24 protein-coding genes, 6 tRNA genes and 1 pseudogene are annotated in these 23,449 nt (G+C 58.1%); 9 read left to right on the top strand and 22 right to left on the bottom strand.

Annotated elements, in window-relative coordinates:
* Window positions 1-40: 40 nt before the first annotated feature.
* Both ACTNBB_RS05085 and ACTNBB_RS05080 read left to right on the top strand, forming a co-directional pair.
* Window positions 41-235 (top strand): hypothetical protein, encoded by a 195-nt coding sequence (locus ACTNBB_RS05085; protein WP_154517383.1) that lies wholly within the window; start codon window positions 41-43, stop codon window positions 233-235.
* A gap of 117 nt (window positions 236-352) precedes the next feature.
* On the top strand, window positions 353-1,267 hold the full coding sequence (locus ACTNBB_RS05080; protein ID WP_441056959.1) for a ketopantoate reductase family protein: 915 nt from the start codon (window positions 353-355) through the stop codon (window positions 1,265-1,267).
* A gap of 91 nt (window positions 1,268-1,358) precedes the next feature.
* Here ACTNBB_RS05080 and ACTNBB_RS05075 read toward each other — a convergent pair whose 3' ends face one another.
* The 3 genes from ACTNBB_RS05075 to ACTNBB_RS05065 form a co-directional block, all read right to left on the bottom strand.
* Complete coding sequence (locus ACTNBB_RS05075; RefSeq protein WP_441056957.1) at window positions 1,359-1,577, bottom strand: hypothetical protein; 219 nt, start codon at window positions 1,575-1,577, stop codon at window positions 1,359-1,361.
* Between the two features lie 185 nt (window positions 1,578-1,762).
* Window positions 1,763-2,539, bottom strand: coding sequence for a hypothetical protein (locus tag ACTNBB_RS05070; protein WP_441056955.1), 777 nt, complete (start codon window positions 2,537-2,539; stop codon window positions 1,763-1,765).
* A 312-nt stretch (window positions 2,540-2,851) separates the two neighbouring features.
* The gene (locus ACTNBB_RS05065) at window positions 2,852-4,162 is read right to left on the bottom strand and encodes an O-acetylhomoserine aminocarboxypropyltransferase/cysteine synthase family protein (RefSeq protein ID WP_441056953.1); all 1,311 of its coding nucleotides are present in this window, start codon (window positions 4,160-4,162) and stop codon (window positions 2,852-2,854) included.
* Between the two features lie 274 nt (window positions 4,163-4,436).
* Between ACTNBB_RS05065 and ACTNBB_RS05060 the strand changes: the two genes are divergently transcribed.
* From ACTNBB_RS05060 to ACTNBB_RS05040, 5 genes are all read left to right on the top strand, one after another.
* Window positions 4,437-5,384: a LysR family transcriptional regulator gene (locus tag ACTNBB_RS05060; RefSeq protein WP_441056951.1), complete on the top strand. Its 948-nt coding sequence runs from the start codon at window positions 4,437-4,439 to the stop codon at window positions 5,382-5,384.
* 140 nt (window positions 5,385-5,524) lie between these two features.
* Window positions 5,525-6,010: a ribonuclease HI gene (gene rnhA / locus ACTNBB_RS05055; protein ID WP_427747971.1), complete on the top strand. Its 486-nt coding sequence runs from the start codon at window positions 5,525-5,527 to the stop codon at window positions 6,008-6,010.
* Between the two features lie 74 nt (window positions 6,011-6,084).
* Window positions 6,085-7,191, top strand: coding sequence for a Gfo/Idh/MocA family protein (locus tag ACTNBB_RS05050; protein ID WP_441056949.1), 1,107 nt, complete (start codon window positions 6,085-6,087; stop codon window positions 7,189-7,191).
* Between the two features lie 2 nt (window positions 7,192-7,193).
* On the top strand, window positions 7,194-7,604 hold the full coding sequence (locus ACTNBB_RS05045; RefSeq protein WP_441056947.1) for an acylphosphatase: 411 nt from the start codon (window positions 7,194-7,196) through the stop codon (window positions 7,602-7,604).
* 61 nt (window positions 7,605-7,665) lie between these two features.
* Complete coding sequence (locus ACTNBB_RS05040) at window positions 7,666-8,046, top strand: Fur family transcriptional regulator (RefSeq protein ID WP_427718597.1); 381 nt, start codon at window positions 7,666-7,668, stop codon at window positions 8,044-8,046.
* Between the two features lie 75 nt (window positions 8,047-8,121).
* On the opposite strand, the gene ACTNBB_RS05035 is transcribed toward ACTNBB_RS05040, so the two are convergent.
* From ACTNBB_RS05035 to ACTNBB_RS05025, 3 genes are all read right to left on the bottom strand, one after another.
* Window positions 8,122-8,919 (bottom strand): HAD-IIB family hydrolase, encoded by a 798-nt coding sequence (locus ACTNBB_RS05035; protein WP_441056944.1) that lies wholly within the window; start codon window positions 8,917-8,919, stop codon window positions 8,122-8,124.
* 83 nt (window positions 8,920-9,002) lie between these two features.
* Window positions 9,003-9,581, bottom strand: coding sequence for an urease accessory protein UreE (locus ACTNBB_RS05030; protein ID WP_441056942.1), 579 nt, complete (start codon window positions 9,579-9,581; stop codon window positions 9,003-9,005).
* A 3-nt stretch (window positions 9,582-9,584) separates the two neighbouring features.
* Window positions 9,585-10,013, bottom strand: a complete 429-nt coding sequence (locus tag ACTNBB_RS05025) for an FKBP-type peptidyl-prolyl cis-trans isomerase (protein ID WP_427727768.1) — start codon at window positions 10,011-10,013, stop codon at window positions 9,585-9,587.
* 120 nt (window positions 10,014-10,133) lie between these two features.
* Between ACTNBB_RS05025 and ACTNBB_RS05020 the strand changes: the two genes are divergently transcribed.
* Both ACTNBB_RS05020 and ACTNBB_RS05015 read left to right on the top strand, forming a co-directional pair.
* Window positions 10,134-11,147 (top strand): dipeptidase, encoded by a 1,014-nt coding sequence (locus tag ACTNBB_RS05020; RefSeq protein WP_441056940.1) that lies wholly within the window; start codon window positions 10,134-10,136, stop codon window positions 11,145-11,147.
* 74 nt (window positions 11,148-11,221) lie between these two features.
* On the top strand, window positions 11,222-11,998 hold the full coding sequence (locus ACTNBB_RS05015) for a M48 family metallopeptidase (RefSeq protein ID WP_441056938.1): 777 nt from the start codon (window positions 11,222-11,224) through the stop codon (window positions 11,996-11,998).
* Window positions 11,999-12,004: 6 nt separating this feature from the next.
* Here ACTNBB_RS05015 and folB read toward each other — a convergent pair whose 3' ends face one another.
* The 16 genes and pseudogenes from folB to ACTNBB_RS04935 all read right to left on the bottom strand — a co-directional run bounded on the left by folB (window position 12,005) and on the right by ACTNBB_RS04935 (window position 23,097).
* On the bottom strand, window positions 12,005-12,490 hold the full coding sequence (folB, locus tag ACTNBB_RS05010) for a dihydroneopterin aldolase (RefSeq protein ID WP_441056936.1): 486 nt from the start codon (window positions 12,488-12,490) through the stop codon (window positions 12,005-12,007).
* A gap of 43 nt (window positions 12,491-12,533) precedes the next feature.
* The gene (locus ACTNBB_RS05005; protein WP_195838586.1) at window positions 12,534-13,115 is read right to left on the bottom strand and encodes an HD domain-containing protein; all 582 of its coding nucleotides are present in this window, start codon (window positions 13,113-13,115) and stop codon (window positions 12,534-12,536) included.
* A 2-nt stretch (window positions 13,116-13,117) separates the two neighbouring features.
* A complete protein-coding gene (gene folE, locus ACTNBB_RS05000) occupies window positions 13,118-13,675 on the bottom strand; it encodes a GTP cyclohydrolase I FolE (RefSeq protein ID WP_427718613.1) in 558 nt (185 codons plus the stop codon).
* A 67-nt stretch (window positions 13,676-13,742) separates the two neighbouring features.
* Entirely contained in the window at window positions 13,743-14,324 is a 582-nt protein-coding gene (nrdG, locus tag ACTNBB_RS04995; RefSeq protein ID WP_427727760.1) for an anaerobic ribonucleoside-triphosphate reductase activating protein, read from the bottom strand.
* A 426-nt stretch (window positions 14,325-14,750) separates the two neighbouring features.
* Complete coding sequence (nrdD, locus tag ACTNBB_RS04990) at window positions 14,751-16,973, bottom strand: anaerobic ribonucleoside-triphosphate reductase (protein WP_441056934.1); 2,223 nt, start codon at window positions 16,971-16,973, stop codon at window positions 14,751-14,753.
* A gap of 567 nt (window positions 16,974-17,540) precedes the next feature.
* Complete coding sequence (locus ACTNBB_RS04985; protein ID WP_195838587.1) at window positions 17,541-17,735, bottom strand: hypothetical protein; 195 nt, start codon at window positions 17,733-17,735, stop codon at window positions 17,541-17,543.
* A 204-nt stretch (window positions 17,736-17,939) separates the two neighbouring features.
* Window positions 17,940-18,014, bottom strand: a tRNA-Val gene (locus ACTNBB_RS04980).
* Between the two features lie 3 nt (window positions 18,015-18,017).
* Window positions 18,018-18,093 (bottom strand) — tRNA-Gly (locus tag ACTNBB_RS04975).
* A 33-nt stretch (window positions 18,094-18,126) separates the two neighbouring features.
* Window positions 18,127-18,393, bottom strand: a complete 267-nt coding sequence (locus ACTNBB_RS04970; protein ID WP_441056995.1) for a hypothetical protein — start codon at window positions 18,391-18,393, stop codon at window positions 18,127-18,129.
* A gap of 32 nt (window positions 18,394-18,425) precedes the next feature.
* Window positions 18,426-19,025: pseudogene (locus ACTNBB_RS04965) on the bottom strand (alpha-amylase family glycosyl hydrolase); the annotation flags it as partial.
* A gap of 341 nt (window positions 19,026-19,366) precedes the next feature.
* Window positions 19,367-19,442: transfer RNA gene (locus tag ACTNBB_RS04960), tRNA-Gly, on the bottom strand.
* A gap of 42 nt (window positions 19,443-19,484) precedes the next feature.
* A tRNA-Cys gene (locus tag ACTNBB_RS04955) sits at window positions 19,485-19,558 on the bottom strand.
* A gap of 35 nt (window positions 19,559-19,593) precedes the next feature.
* A tRNA-Gly gene (locus ACTNBB_RS04950) sits at window positions 19,594-19,669 on the bottom strand.
* 105 nt (window positions 19,670-19,774) lie between these two features.
* Window positions 19,775-20,521, bottom strand: coding sequence for an anti-sigma factor antagonist (locus tag ACTNBB_RS04945; protein ID WP_441056932.1), 747 nt, complete (start codon window positions 20,519-20,521; stop codon window positions 19,775-19,777).
* An 81-nt stretch (window positions 20,522-20,602) separates the two neighbouring features.
* On the bottom strand, window positions 20,603-22,948 hold the full coding sequence (locus tag ACTNBB_RS04940; protein WP_441056930.1) for a GAF domain-containing SpoIIE family protein phosphatase: 2,346 nt from the start codon (window positions 22,946-22,948) through the stop codon (window positions 20,603-20,605).
* Between the two features lie 59 nt (window positions 22,949-23,007).
* A tRNA-Leu gene (locus tag ACTNBB_RS04935) sits at window positions 23,008-23,097 on the bottom strand.
* Window positions 23,098-23,449: the final 352 nt, after the last annotated feature.

Genomic DNA, 23,449 nt, shown 5'->3' with positions numbered 1-23,449 from the left:
GCTTTAACATCAGCAAAAAGCCCGATGAAAGGAGGCGAGCGTGACCACACGCGAGGACGCCTACCCCTACCCCGGCGAGCAGTACATCCTCTCGGTTGACCGATATCAGATTGAGGTCATGGACCATCTGGACGAGCTTCCTGCCACAGGCGCCGTCATCTTCTGCACCTTCCCCAAGGTGCGCGATGGCGTTGGATATCCCGCGCGCGTTTTTGCCATCTGCCCCGCGGCATAAGTTCCCATGCATTTGTTCTTCTAAATTCAGCCTCCGGTGTACGCCACATGCCCCAGCGGCATACAATCCATCAGGCGCCCCATATGCGGGCGCCTTTTATATGGGGAGATGATTCACATGCAGATCAACAAGGTCGCCTTTATCGGCAAGGGCGGCGTCGGCCTGCTCTACGGCAGCATGATTGCCAAGACCCTCGGCAACGATGCCGTCGAATACGTCATGGATGACGCGCGTTTCGAGCGCCACGTGGGCGATGCGCTCACCGTCAACGGAAAGCCCTGCACGCTCAAGTCCGTCCGCGCCAGCGAGGCAACGCCCGCCGATCTGGTCATTCTCACGGTCAAGACGACGGGGCTCAACCAAGCACTCAAGACTATGGAGCGCGTCGTGGGACCCAACACGCTCATCGCCTCGCTGTGCAACGGCATTACGAGCGAGCAAAAAATAGCCGAGCGCTTTGGCTGGAAGCACACCGTCCTGGGCATCTGCCAGGGCATGGACGCCGTATTCCTTAACGGCGCGCTTACCTTTACCAATGCGGGCGAGATTCGCTTTGGCGCGGCAGCAGGCACCGAGCCCGCAACCGTCACCGCCATCGATGAGCTCTACACGCGCTGCGGCATCGCCCATACCGTCGAGAGCGACATTGCGCACCGCATGTGGGCCAAACTCATGCTCAACGATGGCATCAACCAGACCTGCATGGCCTACGGCGGCACGTACGGGAGCGCCACGGAACAGGACTCCGAGCAGCGTCGCTGCTTTGTTTCCGCCATGCGCGAGACACTTGCGGTCGCCAACGCCGAGGGCGTTGAGCTGACCGAGGCAGACCTGACGCAGATGGTGCACCTCATCGAGGGAATCGATCCCGCCGGCATGCCCTCGATGGCGCAGGACCGCATCGCACAACGTAAAACCGAAGTCGATGAGTTCGCGGGCACCATCTGCCGCCTGGCCGCCAAACACGATATCCAAGTGCCGCAAAACGATTGGCTCTACCAGAGGATTCGCGAAATAGAAAGCAGCTGGTAGCCTCGTCCGCACGGCGACGCGCGCAATGCAAGCAGACAGGCCTTCGCGAGGATCCCATCGCTCGCGAAGGCCTGTCGCATTTAGGCCGAGGCTAAAACTGAGGCTCGTTTTGCGACTCCGGGGCCTCGTCCTCGTCATCGCGGCAAAGCACCACGCCGGCGCTTCCCAACAGCGCCGCTGCAATCAAGGCGCTCACAACCACAGGAGCGGCACCCGTAGTGGACTGCAAGCCGGCAACTAACGCCGCCGTCGGACCAAGACATCCGATCAAAAGGGCAACGACGGCAATAGCGACATCTCGAGCGTTCATGGGATCACTTCCTCCACGAGAAAGACCTTGTTTCTCATGACTTAGTGTGCCCCGCGCCCATATGCCCAACGTAGTGCCATGGTAAGGGCTCTGTTAACCCAAATGCATATAAAAACGGGCGCCCCTACATTGCCCGAAAGCTCGGTAAAGACGCCCGTCCATCATGTGCAATCGATGCCGACAGATTACCAACCGGTGTAGTAATCGGTAGTTCCGGCTGCGCAACCCGAATCGTAGACCTTGCACTCGCCCTTAGAGCCCGTAAAGGTCGAGCCCTGGGACTTATCGCTCGCAGCCACCACGTAGTAGCCGTCGGAATCACGCCAAAAGCCCTCGGAATCCAGCGTCCACTCACCCGTGCGGTGGTGATACAGCACGTTGCTGCTGTAATAGGTCTCGCGACGACCGTTGTAGTTATTGACGCCGCTCGAGCGCGTCAGGCCCGAGCCGTTCGCGTAATACGCAGCAGACGCGTAAGACGAGCCGGAGCCGGCGTTGTAATACGAAGCCTGAACGGCCTCGGCAGCTTCTGCCTCGACGGCCGCAGCCTCGAGCGCCTCGCGCTTAGCATCCTCGAGCGTGGAGCGAAGCTCGTCGAGCTCGGCCGACTTCGCGTCGACCTCCTCCATCGTCAAAAGACTGCCCGCACCGTCGATACAACCCTGCAGTACAGCGCGCTCGTCATCGGTGGCATAGTCACCGTACATGTTCATGATGATCTGCGCGCGGACCTCTAGGGAATCGCGCTTGGCCCCCATCGAGACGTTCCACTCCTGCATGGAGCCAAAGCCGTCGCTACGATAGTCGACGGGCTGCATCAGGGTCGCCTCGGACGGCGTGGATCCGACCGCGTCGGACAGTGTTGCCGCGTAGGCATCGGTTACGCCGGCACCCACTAAAAGCGCCACGGCAAGCGTGGCAGAAAGGGCGGCGGCCTTCGGTTTTCGTGAATCGATCCTCATGTAGCTGGAAACCTCCGTAGTGAGTTTTTGCTGCGTTTAAGCTGCGTGTGATTCGATCGCGCTGCATAGTACCCCGAGTAAATCGCGACCTGCGGTTTTTCTCAAAAGGTGCACGTCATTTGCGTAAAACTCACATCCTCTCAACAGGAGTTTTCCACAACTCGCATGCATAAAGCATGCCAAAAACCCTGTAATAGCGCCCTTCCTATGCAAAAAAGGCGCCTGCGCAACCATTGTTCGCGCAGGCGCCTTGAGCAGGCATTTTATGCAGTTATACCTATCGAGTCGCAAGGGGCCCTTGCACAAGTCGCCTTACTCGTCCAGCGCGGCAAAGGCCTGCTTCAGATCCCAAATGATGTCCTCGGCGTTCTCGGTACCAATGGAAAGACGGATTGTAGAGGGCGTAATGTTCTGCTCGGCAAGCTCCTCGGAAGAGAGCTGGGAGTGCGTGGTGGTAGCCGGGTGCACGACGAGCGACTTGACGTCGGCCACGTTGGCGAGCAGCGAGAACACCTGCAGGTGGTCGATGAACTTCCAAGCAGCCTCCTGGCCGCCCTTGATCTCGAAGGTGAAGATCGAGGCGCCGCCACGGGGGAAATACTTCTGGTACAGCTCATGGTCGGGGTGCTCGGGCAGGCTCGGGTGGTTCACCTTGGCAACATGGCCGTCACCGATCAGGAACTCAACGACCTTCTTGGTGTTCTCGACATGGCGGTCAACGCGTAGCGACAGGGTCTCGGTGCCCTGGAGCAGGACCCAGGCGTTAAACGGGCTAATGCAGGCGCCCTCGTCACGCAGCAAGATAGCACGGACATAGGTCGCGAAGGCAGCGGGGCCGGCGGCCTCGGTAAACGAGACGCCATGGTAGGAGGGATTGGGCTCGGCGATCTGCGCATACTTGCCGCTCGCCTTCCAGTCAAAGTTGCCGCCATCGATAATCACGCCGCCCAACGAGGTGCCGTGGCCGCCAATAAACTTAGTTGCAGAGTGAACGACGATGTTGGCGCCGTGCTCCAGCGGACGGAACAGATACGGGGTGCCGAAGGTGTTATCGACAACAACCGGAAGACCATGCTTCTTAGCGACCTCGGAGATAGCGTCGATGTTGGGGATATCGGAGTTGGGGTTACCGAGCGTCTCGAGGTAAATGACCGTGGTGTTGTCCCTGATGGCACCCTCGACCTCGTCCAAGTTGTGGGCATCGACGAAGGTGGTCTCGACACCAAACTGGGAGAGCGTGTGCTCCAGCAGGTTGTAGGAACCACCGTAGATGGTCTTTTGGGCCACCACATGGTCGCCGGCCTGAGCGAGGGCCTGCAAGGTATAGGTGATGGCGGCGGCGCCAGAGGCGACGGCAAGACCTGCAACGCCGCCCTCGAGCGCGGCGATGCGATCCTCAAAGACGCCCTGGGTGGAGTTGGTCAGACGACCGTAGATGTTACCGGCGTCGGCAAGGCCAAAACGGTCAGCAGCGTGCTGGGAGTTGCGGAACACATAGCTCGTGGTCTGGTAGATAGGCACGGCGCGGGAATCAGATGCGGGGTCGGCGCTCTCCTGGCCAACGTGCAGCTGCAGGGTGTCGAAACCAAAGGTGTGCTCGGGGTTGTTGATAAACTGGCTCATGATGATCTCCTTGATCAAACAAAAGTAATAAGAGTAAGAGAAGTAAGCCGCTGTCTCCTGATCACGCCGACGGGCGCAAGCAGGAGCCCGGCATTCGTCTTAGTAAGCAGTTCATATGCGGTCCTCCTTTTGACATCCCGTTCTCGTGGTCGGCTTAATTACCTACCGCCTTTGTGTGTTTTGAATAGTACGAGCATTGTTTCGCGCGGTCAATCACTTAAAAGCGCTAACCTGTTATCGGGTTTTTAGATAGCTATCGAAAGGACGGGTGCCGATGACCCTCCAGCAGCTTCGTTTTCTTATCGCCGTGGCAGAATCCGGCTCAATTAACGCCGCAGCTCAGCGCCTCTATACCGCGCAATCCAATATCTCCAACGCCGTCAAAAGCCTAGAGCAGGAGCTCCGCCTGGAAATCTTTACGCGCTCCAGCCGCGGCGTCACACTCACCAACGACGGCACCGAGCTGTTAGGCTATGCGCGCCAGGTCGTAGAGCAGGCCGATATGCTCGAGGCCCGCTACGAGGACGGCGGCACACCCCAGGCACGCCTTGCCGTCTCGGCCCAGCACTACGCTTTTTCGGTCGAGGCCTTTGTCAACGTCGTCGAGCGCTGCCGCGACAGTAAGTTCGAGTTCATCATGCGCGAGACCACCACGTCACAGATCATCGACGACGTCCGCGCATTTCGCAGCGATATCGGCATTCTGTATCTGGATGACTTTAACGCCCGCGTCCTGCAGAAGGCCTTCGCCGACGCCCGCGCAAGCTTCCATCCCCTCTTCGATGCAACGGTCCACGTCTTCGTTAGCGAGCGCCATCCGCTCGCACGCCGCCCCCAGCTATCGCTTGCCGACCTTACGCCCTATACGCGCTACAGCTTTGAGCAGGGGACCTCAAACTCCTTCTATTACGCCGAAGAGCCGTTTAGCTATATCCCCTGCGACCGCAACATCCGCGTGTCCGACCGTGGCACGCTCACCAATCTGCTCATCACGTCGAACGGTTACACTTTGTCGACCGGTGTCCTCTCCAATGAAATGAAATGGGGCATGGCATCGATCCCGTTGGCAGACGCCCCAACGATGCGCGTGGGCTACATCATGCACGATGAGCGCAAGCCCTCTCCCCTGCTGCGGCAATACCTCGACGAACTCGAACGCATCATCCACGAAAACCAACCATTTGGGGACGGGATAGAAATGGCAGATTTAAAAGCCCTCTAGCTCTTGACAATTCAGGTCGCCCATCTTTCTTGGCGACAACGTCTCCACCATCCTTGTGGAGCGGCGCGCCTCGCATAAAACAGGATGGACCGGCGATACAATAGACAGCCGCAAGAGAGGAACTCGACGAAAGGAAGTCTGTGAAGGTCATCATCTATACCGACGGCTCGGCTCGATCCAATCCGGGACGCGGTGGCTACGGCGCCGTGCTCAAATACACCAACCCCGCCGGCAAGACCTTCACCTCCGAGCTTTCGCGTGGCTACGCCAAGACCACCAACAACCGCATGGAGCTCATGGCGGTCATCGTGGCGCTCGAGGCGCTCAACCGTCCCTGCGAGGTCGAGGTCCACTCCGACTCGCAGTACGTCGTCAACGCCTTTAACAGGCACTGGATCGACGGCTGGAAAAAGCGCGGGTGGAAAACTGCCAACAAGCAGCCCGTTAAGAACCGCGACCTGTGGGAGCGCCTGCTTGCCGCAAAGAGCAAGCATAAGGTGGAGTTCATCTGGGTTAAGGGGCATGCCGGCCACGAGCTCAACGAGCGCTGCGACGAGCTCGCCACCACCGCGGCCGATGGAGCCAACCTCGATATCGACACCGGCTTTAACGAGAGCGACCTGTAATAGCGTTTTCGCGCAGCTTTATATCCCCACGCGCTACACTCATCCTGTAGACCAAAACAACGCAAGGGGGACGTATGCTGCGCATCGCGACCATCGGCACATCCATGATCACCGACGACTTTATCCAGGTCGTCAATGCCAACGACCAGGCTGTATTCGTAGGCACGCTCTCGCGCAACGCCGAGCGCGGCGCCGCCTTTACTGCCGAGCACGGCGGCGAGCGAAACTTTACTTCACTTGATGAGCTTGCAGCAGCCGCCGACGTCGACGCCGTCTATATCGGCAGCCCAAACGCACTTCACTACGAGCAGGCCCTTGCCTGCATCGCCAGCGGCAAGCACGTCATCGTCGAGAAGCCCTTCTGCGCCACCGAAGCACAGGCACTGGAAGTCTTCCGCGCCGCCGAGACAGCAGGTGTCGTGGCCCTCGAGGCCATGCGTCCCCTCCACGATCCCGCCTTCCACGCCATCGAGGACGCCCTGGGCGAGATTGCGCCCATTCGTCGCGCCTCATTGCGCTTTGGCAAGTATTCTTCGCGCTACAACGAAGTTCTCGCGGGGCGCGCCACCAACATCTTCGACTGCCACATGGCCTCGGGCTCCCTCATGGATATTGGCGTCTACACCGTCGAGCCCATGGTCGAGATCTTCGGCATGCCCTCCGGCCTTACGAGCATGGCTACTCTGCTCGACCCCACCACGCAAGAGCTCACCCATGGCCCCATCGATGGCTGCGGTTCCATCCTCGCCAGCTACGGCGGTGGCCGTATCTCCGTCGAGCTCGCGCACTCCAAAATTACGAATGACCTACTGCCCTCGCAGATCGAAGGCGAGCGTGGCACTATCCAGATTGACCATCTGTCCACGCCCCGCAACGTCCGTATCGACTATCGCGGCGATGTCGTACGCGGCTCGGCGACCGAGGCGCCGCGCGAACAGAGCGACAACGGCCGCGCGCTCGACCTGCCCAAATCGAGCAACACCATGGAATACGAACTCGCAGACTTTATCACCGCCATCGGCGGCATCGATAACGTCAAGGAAGAGATTTGGGAGACCCCGGCGGGACGTCACGAGCTTGGCCACTATCGCGATGTCACGCTTGTCTCGCTGCGCATCATGGATGCCGTGCGCCAACAGGCCGGCATTACCTTCCCCGCCGATTCTGTCAAGCAGGCCTAGCGATGGGCTTCTTCGATACGTTCTTCTCCAGCGTCACCGGCGGCAGTCGAGAGCCTCAAAAACCATCAAACGTCGAGCTCGAGCTGCGCCGCAGGCTTACTGTGCTCGCAAGCGACGAGGCCACTCAAGACACTCCCCTGCGCTATTTCCTGCGCTGGGAGGGACAGGTCCAAGGCGTTGGTTTTCGCTTTACCAACACCAACCTCGCGCAGGCACGCGCACTCACCGGCTGGGTGCGTAACATGGAAGACGGCTCAGTCGAGATGGAGATACAGGGAGCTCCGGCAAACATCCTATCTCATCTCGAGGCGCTTCATGCCTCCTACGAGCGCATGGGAACGCGTTTTCGCCTCGTAGACGCCCAGGTCCGAGCCCCACTTGCCAATGAAGACGGTTTCACTCCTCATTATTAGTATTGTGTGCTAAATACGGTATCATTTACCTACGACCGTTAATAGAAAAGAGGCGAGGCGCATGGCGGTGCAAAGAAGGAATACCAGGCAGCGAAAGCTAGTTCTTGATGCCGTGCGCCAAAGCTACAACCATCCCACCGCCGAAGAGATCTACAACGCTGTGCGTGAACAGGATGACAAAATCAGCCGCGGTACGGTCTACCGCAACCTCAATCTCTTGGCCGATGCCGGGGAGATTCTCTCGATTAAAACGCCGGGCGGCAGCCGCTTCGATCGTGCCATCGAGCCGCATGCGCATATCATCTGCACCTCGTGTGGCCGCGTCATCGATGTGCCGCTCCCCTTCAATACCCAGCTCGACGCCAGGGCATCCGAACAAATCGGATGGAGCGTCAGCTCGCACTACACCATCTTCGAGGGCCTCTGCCCCAACTGTAGGTAGATTTTGGGGCATGCCTTAAAATCAACTTTTCACCGATTGCGGCAAAAGAAAGATTTCCAGGCATGTCCCAAATGTCTACTCAGCAAGTAGGCGACGCAGCTCTTCTTCGACCGTGCGCACGTAACGGACGCGGTCGTTGATACCGCGCATACTGGGATTGCAGCTCTCCATCAGATAGGGATGGCCCACCACGTTGAGCATGTCGCGGTCGTTTTCATTATCGCCAAACGCCATCATTTCGTTAGGTGAGATCCCCAGCGCACGACCATAATCGGCAAGCGCGGACCCCTTGCCCGAATCAAAGCCGATAAAGTCGGTCCATTCGGTTCCCGACGTCATCACATCGACCCGGTCGCCAAAGCGACGGACGAAATACTCCAGCGCCGCCGGCTGCTCTGTCTCGGGCGTTTGAAACGCGATCTTAATGACGTCCTCGTCGATGTCCTCGGGACGTTCGACCACCGCCACATCGCAATGGACCTCGTAGCGCAAATGGTCGACGAATGCATCGTTGCCGCTTATGGTGTAGAGGTGCCCCTCGCAGGAAAGGGTCACGTCGGCATGGGGATACGCAACCACGGCATTCGCGATATCCATAGCAAGGTTACGCTCCATGGAACGCTTGACAACGGCACGCCCCTCGCTCATCACGAGGGCTCCGTTTTCGCATACATAGGCGAGCTCATCGGCCACCGGGGCAAACAGATAGCGCAAGCTCGCATATTGACGGCCGCTCGCCGGCATAAACACGATGCCACGACGATGCAGCTCATCGATAAGCTCAAAGGCCTCGGAACGCGGCTCGCACTCCCCCGGATGCAGCAACGTGCCGTCCAAATCGCATGCAATCAGCTTGATTCCCTCAAGACCCATATGCTTTCCCCCACAGTACCTCATCAACAGCAAGACGGACTTTGAATAGCTGCCTCTCAAAGTCCGTCTTGCTCATACGGACGTTAACCGCGCGCCTTTTTTACGATCGTAAAGTCGGGAGCCATGCTCACAACGGCATACGCCGCACTCGACGCAAAACGCCGGTCCGTATCGAGTTCACGGGTAACCACCGAGAGCCGAACACCCTCGACACCCCGGAGCATGCGGCCCAAAACAGGCTGCACCGGCGTATACATGCGCACGGTATGCTCGTCCGAATCGCCTCGGAAAAGCGGCGCGTGCATATTGCCGATCTCCCAGCACGCATGCGCGAGCGCAATCGGATCCATGCGGTCGACTTCGACCAAATAAACCTCGGCGCTGCGCAGGCGCACGACAACCGCCACGGGCACCATGCCCGAACGGTCGATGGCGAGCACGTCGCCGTCGGCAAGACGACTGCCGTCGGCAGTATCCAGCCGAACATCGACCGTGCGCCCCAGCTCCGTCACGCCCGCAAACGCGCATACATCAGCCTGGTCCCAATCGAGCAGCAGCTCGTCAACTTCAAAGATGCCACCCAGCTCCCGACGAAGCAGGAGTTCATAGGACGGATCGTTGAGATTTCCCAAGCATGTCGTCGAAACCAAGCGTTCAGGCATACTCTAACCCTCGACCTCGACGAGCTCGATATCAAAGTTGAGATCCTTGCCGGCCAGTTCGTGGTTAGCATCGAGCGTCACGGCCTCGGGCGTCACATCGATGACAACGGCAGGGACAGGCATGCCGCTCGGCGTGGACAGGAAGAGCTTCATGCCCTTCTCGATCTGCTCGATGTTGGGAACCTGCTCGGCCGGGAAGGTGATAACCATCTCGGGATTGTGCTCGCCGTAGGCATCGGCAGCAGGAATGTGCACGGACTTCTTCTCGCCCACCTGCATGTCGACAACGGCGGCATCGAAGCCCTTGATCATCTGACCGGCACCGCAGGTGAACTCCAGCGGCTCGCCGCGATCGTAGGAGCTATCGAACTGCGTGCCGTCGTCGAGCGTGCCGCGATAATGGGTCTTGACCTTCTTGCCCTGGTTGGACATGGAAACCTCCGTGATAAGGGCGGCACACAACGCGGGCCGCCATGAACGTATGGCGCTAACTATACCCTAGTCATACAATTCGAAGACAGTTTGCAAAGAAACGCTGCAACCGGAGGAACCATGGCATATCCCGTATTTGACTTGCACTGCGACACCGCCGACCGCATCGGCTGGGCCACACTCGATCTCGACCTGAGCTTTACCGCCGGCACCGACGGTTATTTCCCCGGCGACGAGACGCATCCGCAAGATTTCGACCTCATCGAGGGCAATGCCTGCGCCATCTCGCTCGCAAAGATCGGCAACACGCCGTGGGCACAGTGCTTCGCCACGTTTATCCCCGACGAGATTCCCTCCGCCCACGCCGCGCGCTTCCAGGCGCAGATCATGGCGCATATGAGCGGCCAGGCAATGCTCAACCACGACCGCATGGTCAACGTGCGCAGCGCCGCTGACATTCGCCACGCGCTCAAGGACGGCAAGGTCGCCTGCATCCACACCATCGAAAACGCCACGTTCTTTGCCGAGGACCCCGCGCTGATCGAGGTGCTCAAGAGCTTGGGCGTACTCATGTCGTCACTCAGCTGGAACGCGCAGGGGCCGCTCGCGAGCGGACACGATACCCACGCCGGCCTCACCGCCGCCGGTATCGAGGCACTTACGCAGATGGAGCACGCCGGCATGGTGCTTGACGTCTCCCATCTCAACGATGAGTGCTTTGACGAGGTCGCCGCCCGCGCCACGCGTCCCTTCGTCGCCAGCCACTCCAACTCCCGTGCGGTTTGCGGCGCCAAACGCAACCTTACCGACGACCAGTTCCGCACCATTCGCGACATGGGTGGCATCGTCGGCCTCAACTACTGCAGCGAGTTCCTTTCCAACGACGCAACCGACAAGACCGCCGCAGACGTCACCTTCGATCAGCTAGCGGCACATATCGAGCACTGGCTCGACCTGGGCGGCGAGGACGTCATCGCGCTCGGCGGCGACTGGGACGGCGCCACGGTGCCCGCTTTCCTCTCCGATGCCAGCAAGATGCCCGAGTTCCAGAACATGCTCTCCAAGCATTTTGGCAAGACCGTGATGCAAAAGCTCTGCAGCGACAACGCGCTTGCCTTCTTTGAGCGTTATTAATTTCACATCCCTTGAGCGGGCCGGCATGCCGAACGGTCGACATACCGGCCCGTCCCCAATCTGAAGGACCGCTTTTGACGCAGCAGTTTACGATTTCCGTATCCCGACCGGATGGGATGCCCATCCCCGTCGTCGTTACCAAAAAGCGTGTCAAGAACTTCAACCTACGCGTCACATCGAGCGGTGAGGTCCACGCAAGCGCACCGCTCGGCGCCAGCCGTGAGCGTATCGAAGCATTTGTGAAGCGCAACAGCGCCTGGATTATCAGCCAACTTGCCCAGCGCGAGCAACGTCAGGCGACGGCGCAAGAGCCGCTCAGCCCCTCGTCCATCATTGCGCTTTGGGGCAAGCCCATCACGGTACAAGATGCGCTCGATCACAACTTTGCATCACCCGCACCGCGACCCAAACAGGCCACCTTCGCAAGTTTTATGGGTACCGACGAGCCAGACGAACACCCACAGGCCAAGGGGCACGCAATCCTCGACGGCCTAACGCCCGATGAGCTCCAAGCCCGCATCGACCAGCTCTATACATCCGAGGTCACCACGGCGCTGCGCGATATGGTGCGCACATACGAAATCGCAATGGGTGTCGTCGCTTCCCGCGCTTCCGTGCGCAGCATGAAAACGCGCTGGGGCTCGTGTACGCCCAAAACCGGTGCCATTCGCATCGCACGCGAGCTTGCCGCCTACCCCGTCGAGTGCCTTGACATGGTTGTCGCCCACGAGCTCGTCCACTTGCTCGAGCCAAGCCACAATCAGCGGTTTCACGCCCTGCTCGACACGTACTGCCCCAACAATAGAGCTCTGTCGCAGCGGCTCAAGCAGCCACCCATAGAGACGTATTAGAACCGGTTAGCGCACGCGCTCGATCTCGACACCGCAGCTTGCCAGGGGAAGACCGACGGGCGCCCAAGGCTTATCGAGCTTAACACGCACGCCGAGCAGCAGAGGGTAACGACGTAGCAGCATCGAGGCCACGCCCTCGGCTGCGGCCTCGATGAGCTTAAACGTATGCTCGCGCAGATAGCCATCGACATCGTGGCACACCGAGCCGTAGTCAATCGAGGCATCCAGGTTATCGTGCTCCCCTGCTGCACGCAGGTCGGCATAGAGCACCAAGGACACGATGAACTTCTGGCCCAGGGCGTTCTCCTCGGGATACACGCCGTGGTTGGCAAAGACCTCAAGACCTTCAACGGTGATGCGATCGGCATGGCGCAGATCGTCATAGCTCACGTGGGGCACCGCCGTTGCGGTGGATATTTCGCCCCTTCCACGGCGGGCGAGCTCGGCGCCTTCAGTCTTGGTTGCATTCTCGGGCAGTTTCTTGTTGGTCATCGCGATCGTCTCCTTCGTTTAGAACCCCGACCACGCAAACCAACTACACGCGAATCGACAGGTTCTTTTTATCATCGCTCCAGTTGCAGGCATTGCGCGCGGGGCATGCAAAGCAGGCGCGCGACGCTTTGTCAGCTGCATAGAGCAGACGCTCAAGCGGTTGGCTGTTCACGCGCAGCTTTCTATGGCCTAAAATGGCCGTCTTAATGGCCGCGGCATCGGCCGGATCAAATGCCACGTCATCGGGCATGCCGCCAAGAATCGCATCAGCGACGCGCTCGCTTGCAACATCATGGGATATACCCGATTCATACTGTTCATCTTTGCCGATATCGTGAAGAAGTGCCGTGGCGTATATGACCTCGCGGTCAAATTCGAGCTGTTCCTCAAGATTCTTAATCCACATAATGCGCGCGACATCCAGCAGATGGTCAATACCGTGGCGGCAGAAGATACGCCCCGATTCCAACTGTGCAATGTTGCCCAGGTGCCGCCGGAACAGCCCGTTGGCACAAATGTAATCAATGCGAGGCATGGCGCCAAAGGGAGTCAGGCCCGAAGCCATAAAGCCGCGACGCGGCGTCCCCTCATCGGTCTTCGATGTAAAGTCGTTGACGACTCTCATGGTTAGCGGCCCAGCATCCTAAAGAATCGCTCCTCAAGCGCGGGATCGGTCTCAAAGACACCGCGACGAGCAAGCGTTACGGTCTTGGTACCGGGCTTTTGCACGCCGCGCATGGTCATGCACATATGCTCGGCTTCCATCAGCACGATCGCCCCTTGGGGAGCAAGATATTCCATGAGGGCATCGGCAACCTGCGCGCACAGCTGCTCCTGCAGCTGCAGACGACGGGCATAGACCTCAACCGTGCGAGCAAGCTTAGACAGACCCGCCACGCGACCGTTAGGGATATAGCCGATCGCAGCCTTGCCATAAAACGGCAGCAGATGGTGCTCGCACAGCGAGTAAAACGTAATATCGCGCTCGATAACCAAATCGTTCGAAGCGACGGCAAAGGTTTTGGACAGGTGCTCCTCGGCACTCCGGCCCATACCGCCGGCAATCTCGCCATACATACGGGCGACGCGTGCCGGGGTCTCCAGCAGGCCCTCACGAGTTGGGTCCTCGCCTATACCTTCAAGCAGCAGCTTAATAGCAGTCTCGACTTTTTCCTGATCGACCATCTGGGCCTCACTTTTTTCAATTTCGCGTTCGCGCTATGGTACCACGCTGGCACGCAACCTCTTCCAGCTACATAGTATGGGTCGAATAGACCGGATCGTCCCGCCAAAGCTCCACAGCGTCGCAAAGCGCAACGCCCTCGCGCGCAGCACGAGCGCGCGTGGCGTTCATGTCGATCACGCGCTGATTGCTCGAGCCCCTAAAGCGCAACGAGATGTCGTACAGATCTTGAACGAACGGACCGTCTACCAGCATGTCGAGGCAAGCAAGGATACGGTCCGTCACGTCGGTATGGTGACGGCCACCCGGCATTAGTTCCTCGAGCACGTCACCGGTAAAGCACCAAATGGTCTTCCCAGACTCCACAGGGTAGGTCGCACGCACGCGTTCGATAAAATCAACGAGCCCCGCCTGGTTCTCGGGTTCCATAGGCTCCCCGCCCAGAATCGTCAGGCCATCAATAAAGGGATGATCAAGACTCTCGATGATTTTGTCCTCGACGGCACGATCGAACGGTTCACCCGCGGCAAAGTCCCACGCGACGGAGTTAAAACAATTCTTGCACCCACGACGGCACCCACTCACAAACAGAGAAGTACGAACGCCTTCTCCATCAGCAATATCGAAATACTTAATGTTCGCGTAGTTCATAGGTAACCTTCCTGGGGGTCTGGAGCATATCATCCCGTCCTCAAACATTCTCGGCCTTCGGCCTGCGAAACTGCGGGCGGGACGATATGCTCCAGATCCCTCGCGAGCGACACTCGGTGAACAAAGCGAACATCGAGCATAGGGTTCGAGGTCCAATAAAAACTAGGTTGCGGCTCAACCGCCATCGCAAGTAAATCGCAGCTGCAGCTCGAATTATTTCTGCCAAGAACTTCGAGGAGTGAGCAGACCGCATACTGCATCTCAGCTACATCAACTTGGCTGCCCCGTCGCGAGGCCCCGGACCTTTGCTCGACATGAGTTCCGCACGAACAGGAGGCGCCAGTGGCGCCTCCGTCGTGAGCCAGGACTGTCCGAAATAGCGAGTAAAGGTCCGGGGCCTCGCTACGGGGCAGCCTGGGATGGTTATTAGAGATGTAGCACGCGGTCGCGGATCTCCTCGGTTCGACCCTGGTTCCAGAACTGGGTACCGATGTAGCCGCACGTGCGACGGGCGACATTCATCTTCTCCTGGTCACGATTGCCGCAATTGGGGCACTCCCACACCAGTTTGCCATCGTCCTCGACAATGCGAATCTCGCCGTCATAGCCGCACACCTGGCAGTAATCGCTCTTGGTGTTGAGCTCGGCGTACATGATGTTGTCGTAGATGTACTGCATTACGCGAATGACCGCCTTGAGGTTGTCCTGCATGTTGGGAACCTCAACGTAGGAGATAGCACCGCCCGGCGAAAGCTGCTGGAACATGCCCTCAAACTTAAGCTTGTCGAAGGCATCGATCTCCTCGGACACGTGGACGTGATAGCTGTTAGTAATGTAGCCCTTGTCCGTCACGCCCGGGATAATGCCGAAACGGCGCTGCAGGCACTTGGCGAACTTGTAGGTCGTCGACTCAAGCGGGGTGCCGTACAGCGAGAAGTCGATATCGCTTTCGGCCTTCCACTCGGCGCACTTGTCGTTCATGTGCTGCATGACGGCCATGGCAAACGGCGTGCCCTCCTTCTCGGTGTGGCTGTGGCCCGTCATGTACTTGACGCACTCATACAGACCGGCGTAACCCAGGCTAATGGTGGAATAACCGCCCACGAGCAGCTTGTCGATCGTCTCGCCCTTCTTAAGGCGCGCCAAGGCACCGTACTGCCAAAGAATCGGCGCAGCATCCGAAAGCGTGCCCATCAGGCGCTCATGACGGCACAGCAGGGCGCGGTGGCACAGCTCAAGGCGCTCATCGAAGATCTTCCAGAACTTGTCCATGTCCTGATGCGAGCTCAGCGCAACATCGGGCAGGTTGATGGTCACAACACCCTGGTTAAAGCGACCATAGTACTTAGGCTTGGTCGGGTCATAGTTGAGAGCGTTGGCGACATTGTTAAAGCCGTTGCCCGAACGGTCGGGCGTCAGGAAACTGCGGCAACCCATGCAGGTATAGCAATCGCCGTTGCCGGCGGTCTCGCCCTTAGACAGCTTGAGCTCGCGCATCTTCTTCTCGGAGATGTAGTCGGGCACCATGCGCTTGGCGGTGCACTTGGCGGCGAGCTTGGTCAGATAGAAGTACGGCGAATCCTCGCGGATGTTATCGTCCTCGAGCACGTAGATGAGCTTGGGGAACGCCGGGGTGATCCACACGCCGGCTTCGTTCTTAACGCCCTCATAGCGTTGACGAAGCGTCTCCTCCACAATCATGGCAAGGTCGTGCTTCTCCTGGGGCGTACGGGCCTCATTGAGATACATAAAGACCGTCACGAACGGCGCCTGGCCATTCGTGGTCATAAGGGTCACGACCTGATACTGAATCGTCTGGACGCCGCGACGAATCTCATCGCGCAGGCGTTCCTCAACGACCTCGCGAACCTTCTCGGCAGATGCCGAAACACCGAGCTCATCAAGCTCGCGAGCAACCTCGCCGCGAATCTTTTGACGGCTCACCTCAACGAACGGGGCGAGATGGGTCAGCGAAATAGACTGACCGCCGTACTGGGAGGAAGCAACCTGGGCGATAATCTGCGTCGCGATGTTGCAGGCGGTCGAGAAGCTGTGCGGCTTCTCGATCAGCGTGCCCGAGATAACGGTGCCGTTCTGGAGCATGTCCTCCAGGTTCACCAGATCGCAGTTGTGCATGTGCTGGGCAAAGTAATCCGAATCGTGGAAATGGATCAGGCCCTCATTATGGGCATCCACGATCTCCTGGGGCAGCAGCACGCGTTGGGTCAGGTCCTTGGAAATCTCGCCGGCCATATAGTCGCGCTGAACGGAATTGACGGTCGGATTCTTATTGGAGTTCTCCTGCTTAACTTCTTCGTTATTGCACTCGATCAGCGACAGGATCTTGTCGTCGGTCGTGTTCTTTTGGCGCTTCAGGCTCTGAACATAACGATAGATGATGTAGCGGCGAGCGACCTCATAGCAGTCGAGACGCATGATCTCGTCCTCGACCAGATCCTGGATCTCCTCGACCGATACGGTATGGCCGGCCTTCTCACATGCCTCGGCGACGTTTTGCGCCGCGTAGATCACCTGGCGGTCGGTAAGACGAGAGCCCTCCTCGACCTCCAAGTTGGCGGCGCGAATCGCATTGACGATCTTATCGATGTCAAAGGCAACCTCGGTGCCGCTGCGCTTGATGATCTTCATCCTCTTGCCTCTTTCGCGTCGTAATCCCATTGCGCTTCAGAGCCAAACGATGCCTGGCAGGGCTTGTCCCTGTCTTGCGGCGCCGTCGCGCAATCTGTGTTCTCGATAAACCATAGGTCCTCATGCGGACAATCCTCGCGGCCGATCAAGCGGCTCAAAGGCGTGTCCAAATGGGACGAACAAGGTCTTCGTTCTCTGTCCGCCATCTATCATACGACAAAGACGCCTCTATATCCTGTATTCTTTTTTTAGGTCAAACACAACATATAGTGTTTCAGCAGGTCAAAGCAATTGGTCATTTTACAGACACATTAATTATGAGGGTTTCTTGGCAAGTCGGTAAAACGTTACCAACGCGGCTACCTGCAAGGCAGTTATAAAACCCCCTAGTCAAGCCGCCGACAAATCCTACCAAAACCAAGCCGCTCACGCGAAAAGAATCCAAAAGATTATGCTTGACCAACATGTTGCGGTCGAATGCCGGCGGACGGAGCGACGGGGCTGCAAACGCTCGGAAGACTACAGCCCCGACACCCCGTCCGCCGGCATTCGATAGGCGAGGAGCTATTAGTTCTCTTCGCGAGCTATCATGCGGCCGAGAGCCGCTGTAAAGGGATCGAGCAGCACACCGGCGATAACCACAAAAGCCCACCCCTTTGTGACAAGGCCCGCCCAGCGCGCGAAGAACGTACGGCCTTCAATCGTTCCGAATCCTCCCTGGAAGGCAATCTCGCCAAAACCGATCACCATAAAAGATTGCACGGGGGTCAACCATGGAAACGCGGGCGACGTGCACGGTTATGATCAAAATAATCATCTCCCACGAGACCAAGAGGCCAATAACGACAAATTATGCTGGGCAGCAAATGCAACGTGAAAAAGCGACCGAGGTCGATAATTTGACGGCATATTATGTGTGTTTATAACAAAACAGTCCAGAAGCAAAGCCTCTGGACTGCGAACATTTGGTGGGCGTTACAAGATTTGAACTTGTGACCTCTTCCGTGTCAGGGAAGCGCTCTCCCCCTGAGCTAAACGCCCAAATGGAGCGGACAACGGGGCTCGAACCCGCGACCCCAACCTTGGCAAGGTTGTGCTCTACCAACTGAGCCATGTCCGCTTACGGGGATTAATCTTACGTGATGCCCGCATCCTATGCAAGAACTTTTTTTGAAAAGTTTTGCGACGCCCTCGCGAACCTCACGAAGACATCAGTCACCTCAAAAAGGCCGAGCTCCTCACCCTGATACACGTATGCCGAGCCCGGAAGCGCCAGCTCAAGCAAAAGGGCCGCCCGCGCGCGGCGCTCGCCGAGTTCACGGTCCTCGTCATAAGACGACCCGTCGCGTAAGAGCCAGTCGAGCGCAATCTGGTGGTAGCGCGTCGCCTTGATTTGCGGCAGGGCATAGCGCGTCGCCACGCGCGATAGATCTCGTGGACCTCGTTGCGGTCCCACAGCGGATGGGTGCCGTCGTCAACCATGTCATCGCGCTCGGCGAGATGCCACCGGTCAAGGTCATCGCGGTCGAGGTCCTTGGCGAGACCGTGCGCCACATCAATGCGAAAGCCATCAACGCCTCGATCGCTCCAAAACGTCAGGACGTCGCAAAAGAACGCATGAACCTCGGGGCATGACCAGACAAAGTCCGGCCGCTCGGGCATAAACATATGCAGCTACCACTGACCGTCCGCAACACGCGTCCAGGCGGGGCCGCCAAAGTTGGCATTCCAATTGGTGGGAGGCAGCTCGCCATGTTCGCCGCGACCATCGCGGAAGATATAACGGGCGCGCTCGGGCGATCCAGGGCCGGCGGCAAGAGCGGCTTTGAACCAGGGGTGCTGGTTGGATGAATGATTGGGCACGATGTCGACGATGACCTTGATGCCGCACGCGTGAGCCGCAGCGACCATGTCATCGAAGTCGTCAAGCGAGCCGAGACGTGGGTCGACATCGCAGTAGTCCGCCACATCATAGCCACCATCGACAAGAGGCGATGGGTAAAACGGGCTCAGCCAGATGGCCTCGATGCCCAGCCGCTCAAGATAGTCCATCTGCTGGGTAATGCCCACGATGATACGCCCAAAGCTGTTATTCGCGGCAAACAACGCCACGGCCACGCCCCAAGACGCTCGCTCCCTCTCGGGTTCGAGCCTCTGCAATGGGTACGAAAAAGCCCGGCTACCGTGGTAGTCGGGCTGTTGTGCTTGGAGCGGACAACGGGGCATCCGCGTATCCGCTTCGCGGATCCGCACCGGCTTCGGCCGCCTGCCGGCGACCTCGCCAGCTCGCTACAAACGCTCCGCGTTTGCTTAACGCTCGCTCCCTCTCGGGTTCGAGCCTCTGCAATGGGTACGAAAAAGCCCGGCTACCGTGGTAGTCGGGCTGTTGTGCTTGGAGCGGACAACGGGGCTCGAACCCGCGACCCCAACCTTGGCAAGGTTGTGCTCTACCAACTGAGCCATGTCCGCATATGTAAAACAAAACGGGCGCCGGAGCGCCCGGATGTTGCCTGGAGGCGAAGCCCGGATTCGAACCGGGGGTAAAGGCTTTGCAGGCCTCTGCCTTACCACTTGGCCACTTCGCCGAAAAAGGACCGTTAAGAACGGTCCGGAAATGCAATGGAGCGGACAACGGGGCTCGAACCCGCGACCCCAACCTTGGCAAGGTTGTGCTCTACCAACTGAGCCATGTCCGCTTGCGGGTTATTAATTTACGCGAGTTATCCAAAAGACGCAAGTACTTTTTTCAAAAAAGTTGCCCAAAGCAAGTTCACGCAGGAAAATCATGTCAACCCAAGGCGCTAAGCGCACGATTCCAATGCCGAGCTAAACAGCTTCACCATCCGAACGCGTGTGCCGGCACCATCCGTGCGACGGGCAACCTCCACATTATCGACGAGCATGCGCATAAGCTTGATACCTCGTCCGCGTTCCTCGGATGCCATCGGTTCGCTCGCCCCATCGATAGAATAGCCAGAACCTCGATCAAGCACCTCAAGCACAACACGGTCCCCATAGGCCTGAACCGTCAGGATGCAGCCAACACCGCCCGCATGGTCATATGCGTTACCCAATGCCTCCCCCAACGCTAATGCGACGTCATAGCGCTCATCACGCCTCAGGGGAAGCGATTCGAGAATCTCGGCCACACGGTGCCGATAATACGGGAGATTCTCGATGCCTCGCTGCACCTTGACGCTCTTGCTCCATCGCGGCAACTCCCCCACCGGAATGGCGGGAATCGACTCCCGCACCGGACCCGCAACATGAAGGATGTCGACAAGTCGGGCAATCTCCAAAAAGCGAACGACCTCATCGGAGGCGTTAACAAGCGAAAGCAGCCCTTCTCGTCTCATAAGCTCTCTGGCACGCGTAAGCAAAAACGCCAAACCCGTCGAGTCGATAAAAGCCACGGTCTGGCAATTGATGACAACACGGCGCACGCCCCGGTCGATTAAATTATCCAACCGTCGGCGCAGCTCGGGCACCGAGGCGATATCGATATCGCCCGGTGGCGTCAAAACCGCTATGTCATTCCACTCATTCATGCGACCATGGTTCCCCAAAAGAGCTCGCTCGATGCACACTTTTCTGCAACCGTTAGGATTCTGTATGCCCAACGTCGCGACCTACGATCGACCCCGTAAAAACTCAAGGGACACCAATGCAATGTCATCGTCCAGCGCCGAGTCGGTAAAGCGGTCAAGCTCGCCCAAGACCTTACCGCAGATGCCCGATACGCCCTCACCCGAAACAGAGAGTAGAAGGTCGCGCAGGCGTTGCTCGCCAAAGAAAGCACCCGAGCGGTCGCGTGCTTCGATCGTTCCGTCGGTATACATAAACAGCATGTCACCAGGATCGAACGAAAACACGCCCGTCTCGTACACCATGCTCTCAAAGGCACCGATCACGCCCGATTGGCACCCAAGGAGCTCCACTTCTCCCCCGCAGGTCTCTCCTCCGCCATGCGGCGTCGACGACGGCCTAATGACCATAGTGGGAGGATGTCCCGCAGAGCAATAGGTGGCGCGGCCCGCTTTAAGATCAATCTTGGCGATAAACGCCGTCACAAACGTCTCGACCCTCGAAAAGCCCATGAGCATGCTATTGAGCGAGCGGGCCATGCGAGCGGGTCCCGCACCCTCCCAGGCATAAGCCGTCAACGCCGTCTTGACGAGCGCCGACATCGACGCCGCCTCAATTCCTTTGCCGGAGACATCGCCCAATATCATAACGGCGCAATCGTCGGGAAGACGGACAAGCGTATAGAAGTCACCACCGACCAACGCCGAATTCGTTGCCGACAGGTATACCGAATCGGTTGCGATGCCCGGAACGTCGCCTAGCGAATTTCTCATGCCAATCTGAAGCGTCTGAGCGATATGACGCTCTTCACGCTTTTGAGACTCGCCCTCATAGATCAGCTCAAAGTCGTGTGCCAAATGCACCATGTAGTCGTATTCAAGGTCGTCGATTGGCTCCTGGCTGCCATCACGGAGCAGCAAAACGCGCCTCGTCGGTCCCTTGGCGATATCAGCGGGCACGATTGCATCGTTGCTTCGCGTACCATCCGCCTCCGAGTGGCAGCGCCCCGCCTCGATACCGGAGTCGACATAAAGTCCCTGACACGGCAGGCCGTGGGCTCTCAACCATGCGCCCATAGTCGTGGATTCGTCCACGCGCGTAAGGCGCACGTGTTTGAGGTCGTCGGCGCTCGTCCCGCCCAGCACCGATGTCTCAAATCCATCGGAAATTGCCCCCAGGCGCGCCGCCGGCGTCGTGACAGAAAAGAAGAGTGACTCCGGATCGCCCGGCAATGCCACACGACTGCCGCCTTCAAAATCGATGACATAGGTTTCGAGGCCCGCATCATACTCCACGGGGCAGAAATGACAACTGAGCACAGCGCAGATTTCGGTCGATACCGCACGCGAGGCGGCAATAGGATCATCGAGATAGGCAAACAACTCATCGCGCAGCACGTTGAGAGAACGGCCAAGCTCTGCCGTGCGACGTGAACGTAGACTCGATGCCATGCCGACTAGTTGGATGGAGAGATAATCGCAAATGACCTCGAGCACGTTGACATCATAGGCAAGCGGCGCCTGCGGACGTTTCCAACCGACCTCCAACACACCGAGCACCTGAGTGCCATAAAACACGGGAAGACATATCTCGCTGCGGTATGGAGGCATATCTTGCATGCGTAGCAGGTGCTTAGAACGATTGTCCAGGTCCATGAACATACCCGAGGCAATCCTATCGCCCTCAAGGTCCTGCTGAATCGACAGGCGGCAGGCACGAGACTCACGGAGCACATACGTCGGGATACCCGCACCATACGGCATAAACTCGGGCAGGTAGCTGTCATACAGCTCCTTGGAAACACCGCGAAGCTTAAAGCCGCCGCTCTCAGAAAAATAGATGGCAGCACCCGAGGCATCGAGGGTTCCTACAAGCTGGTTCAAAACGGTATCCAACAAACTAGGCAGCTCATCGGAGCCCACCGTGCTCATAATGACCGACAACGTGCCCGAGAGGCGCTTATTCGCCACTCTGAGCTCCGAAAGCGCACGCTTGAGCTGACGGTCATGCGAATACTGCTCTTCGATACTATGGAGCGCCACGAGAACACGCGGCGCATGGCGGCCAAAGATACGAGGCGGCGTAACCGAGCCGGCACAAACTAGGACGGGAATAAAGGAGCCGTCACTGAGCTTAAGCATCAACTCGCTCTCGGTACCATTGGTCTCAAAAGGAAGACGATGTTCTGTCGCGCGTTCAAATGCTGACGAGTACAAGAGATCTTTAACGTCCCCGTTGATCACATCGGAACGTTCCTCGCAGATCAAGTCGAGCAAGCGATTGTTTACATGCAAAATGGTTCCGTCGAGCTCGCAGATAATGACAGCATCGCTCGTAATATCGACCAATTGGGCAACGTCAACCCACTCATTGCGCTCAAGCGTTTCCATCGTGAACCTCACCGTCTATCGGTAACAAAAAAGCCTCCGAAGAGGCTTCTCAAATGCGATGGTGTCGGAGGCGGGACTTGAACCCGCATGACCAAAAAGCGGTCACTAGCACCTCAAGCTAGCGCGTCTGCCAATTCCGCCACTCCGACATGCTATATTGTTGATTCGCAGTTCGTTTTGTTGGACCCGCGCTTTCAACGAGGAAGATAATAACCTATGATTCGAGAACTGTGCAAGCACTTTTTTCAAAAAAGTTTTCGAATTTGAAAATGCGCAGGTAAATCTATATGTCCGGTCCCGGATCGGTGTTGCCGAGCCCTTATATAAGGAGGCCGGAGCTAAAGCTCCGGCCTCGCTCAATTTCTTATTAGATTAAGTGAGCGATCAAGGGGTACCGTCAAGATTCTTTCGCAAATTGATTTAGCCGTCTCCGGCCCCGTCCTCTTCTAGCCCTCCGTCTTTCCCCTCAGCTCGTCCATCTCCTCCAGCTTCGACATGTCC

Origin of the sequence: Collinsella sp. HCP28S3_B9 (assembly GCF_052066095.1) — a bacterium.
Classification (GTDB): Bacteria; Actinomycetota; Coriobacteriia; order Coriobacteriales; family Coriobacteriaceae; genus Collinsella.
Note: the sequence above shows the minus strand (reverse complement) of the source record. Positions and strands in the feature narration are given on the sequence as shown.

What these genes read in the sequence shown, in the direction of transcription:
- ACTNBB_RS05080 (WP_441056959.1), top strand. Translation starts at nt 353, where the DNA reads ATGCAGATCAACAAGGTCGCCTTTATCGGCAAGGGCGGCGTCGGCCTG.
- ACTNBB_RS05075 (WP_441056957.1), bottom strand. Translation starts at nt 1,577, where the DNA reads ATGAACGCTCGAGATGTCGCTATTGCCGTCGTTGCCCTTTTGATCGGA.
- ACTNBB_RS05070 (WP_441056955.1), bottom strand. Translation starts at nt 2,539, where the DNA reads ATGAGGATCGATTCACGAAAACCGAAGGCCGCCGCCCTTTCTGCCACG.
- ACTNBB_RS05065 (WP_441056953.1), bottom strand. Translation starts at nt 4,162, where the DNA reads ATGAGCCAGTTTATCAACAACCCCGAGCACACCTTTGGTTTCGACACC.
- ACTNBB_RS05060 (WP_441056951.1), top strand. Translation starts at nt 4,437, where the DNA reads ATGACCCTCCAGCAGCTTCGTTTTCTTATCGCCGTGGCAGAATCCGGC.
- ACTNBB_RS05050 (WP_441056949.1), top strand. Translation starts at nt 6,085, where the DNA reads ATGCTGCGCATCGCGACCATCGGCACATCCATGATCACCGACGACTTT.
- ACTNBB_RS05045 (WP_441056947.1), top strand. Translation starts at nt 7,194, where the DNA reads ATGGGCTTCTTCGATACGTTCTTCTCCAGCGTCACCGGCGGCAGTCGA.
- ACTNBB_RS05040 (WP_427718597.1), top strand. Translation starts at nt 7,666, where the DNA reads ATGGCGGTGCAAAGAAGGAATACCAGGCAGCGAAAGCTAGTTCTTGAT.
- ACTNBB_RS05035 (WP_441056944.1), bottom strand. Translation starts at nt 8,919, where the DNA reads ATGGGTCTTGAGGGAATCAAGCTGATTGCATGCGATTTGGACGGCACG.
- ACTNBB_RS05030 (WP_441056942.1), bottom strand. Translation starts at nt 9,581, where the DNA reads ATGCCTGAACGCTTGGTTTCGACGACATGCTTGGGAAATCTCAACGAT.
- ACTNBB_RS05025 (WP_427727768.1), bottom strand. Translation starts at nt 10,013, where the DNA reads ATGTCCAACCAGGGCAAGAAGGTCAAGACCCATTATCGCGGCACGCTC.
- ACTNBB_RS05020 (WP_441056940.1), top strand. Translation starts at nt 10,134, where the DNA reads ATGGCATATCCCGTATTTGACTTGCACTGCGACACCGCCGACCGCATC.
- folB (WP_441056936.1), bottom strand. Translation starts at nt 12,490, where the DNA reads ATGACCAACAAGAAACTGCCCGAGAATGCAACCAAGACTGAAGGCGCC.
- ACTNBB_RS05005 (WP_195838586.1), bottom strand. Translation starts at nt 13,115, where the DNA reads ATGAGAGTCGTCAACGACTTTACATCGAAGACCGATGAGGGGACGCCG.
- folE (WP_427718613.1), bottom strand. Translation starts at nt 13,675, where the DNA reads ATGGTCGATCAGGAAAAAGTCGAGACTGCTATTAAGCTGCTGCTTGAA.
- nrdG (WP_427727760.1), bottom strand. Translation starts at nt 14,324, where the DNA reads ATGAACTACGCGAACATTAAGTATTTCGATATTGCTGATGGAGAAGGC.
- nrdD (WP_441056934.1), bottom strand. Translation starts at nt 16,973, where the DNA reads ATGAAGATCATCAAGCGCAGCGGCACCGAGGTTGCCTTTGACATCGAT.
- ACTNBB_RS04945 (WP_441056932.1), bottom strand. Translation starts at nt 20,521, where the DNA reads ATGAATGAGTGGAATGACATAGCGGTTTTGACGCCACCGGGCGATATC.
- ACTNBB_RS04940 (WP_441056930.1), bottom strand. Translation starts at nt 22,948, where the DNA reads ATGGAAACGCTTGAGCGCAATGAGTGGGTTGACGTTGCCCAATTGGTC.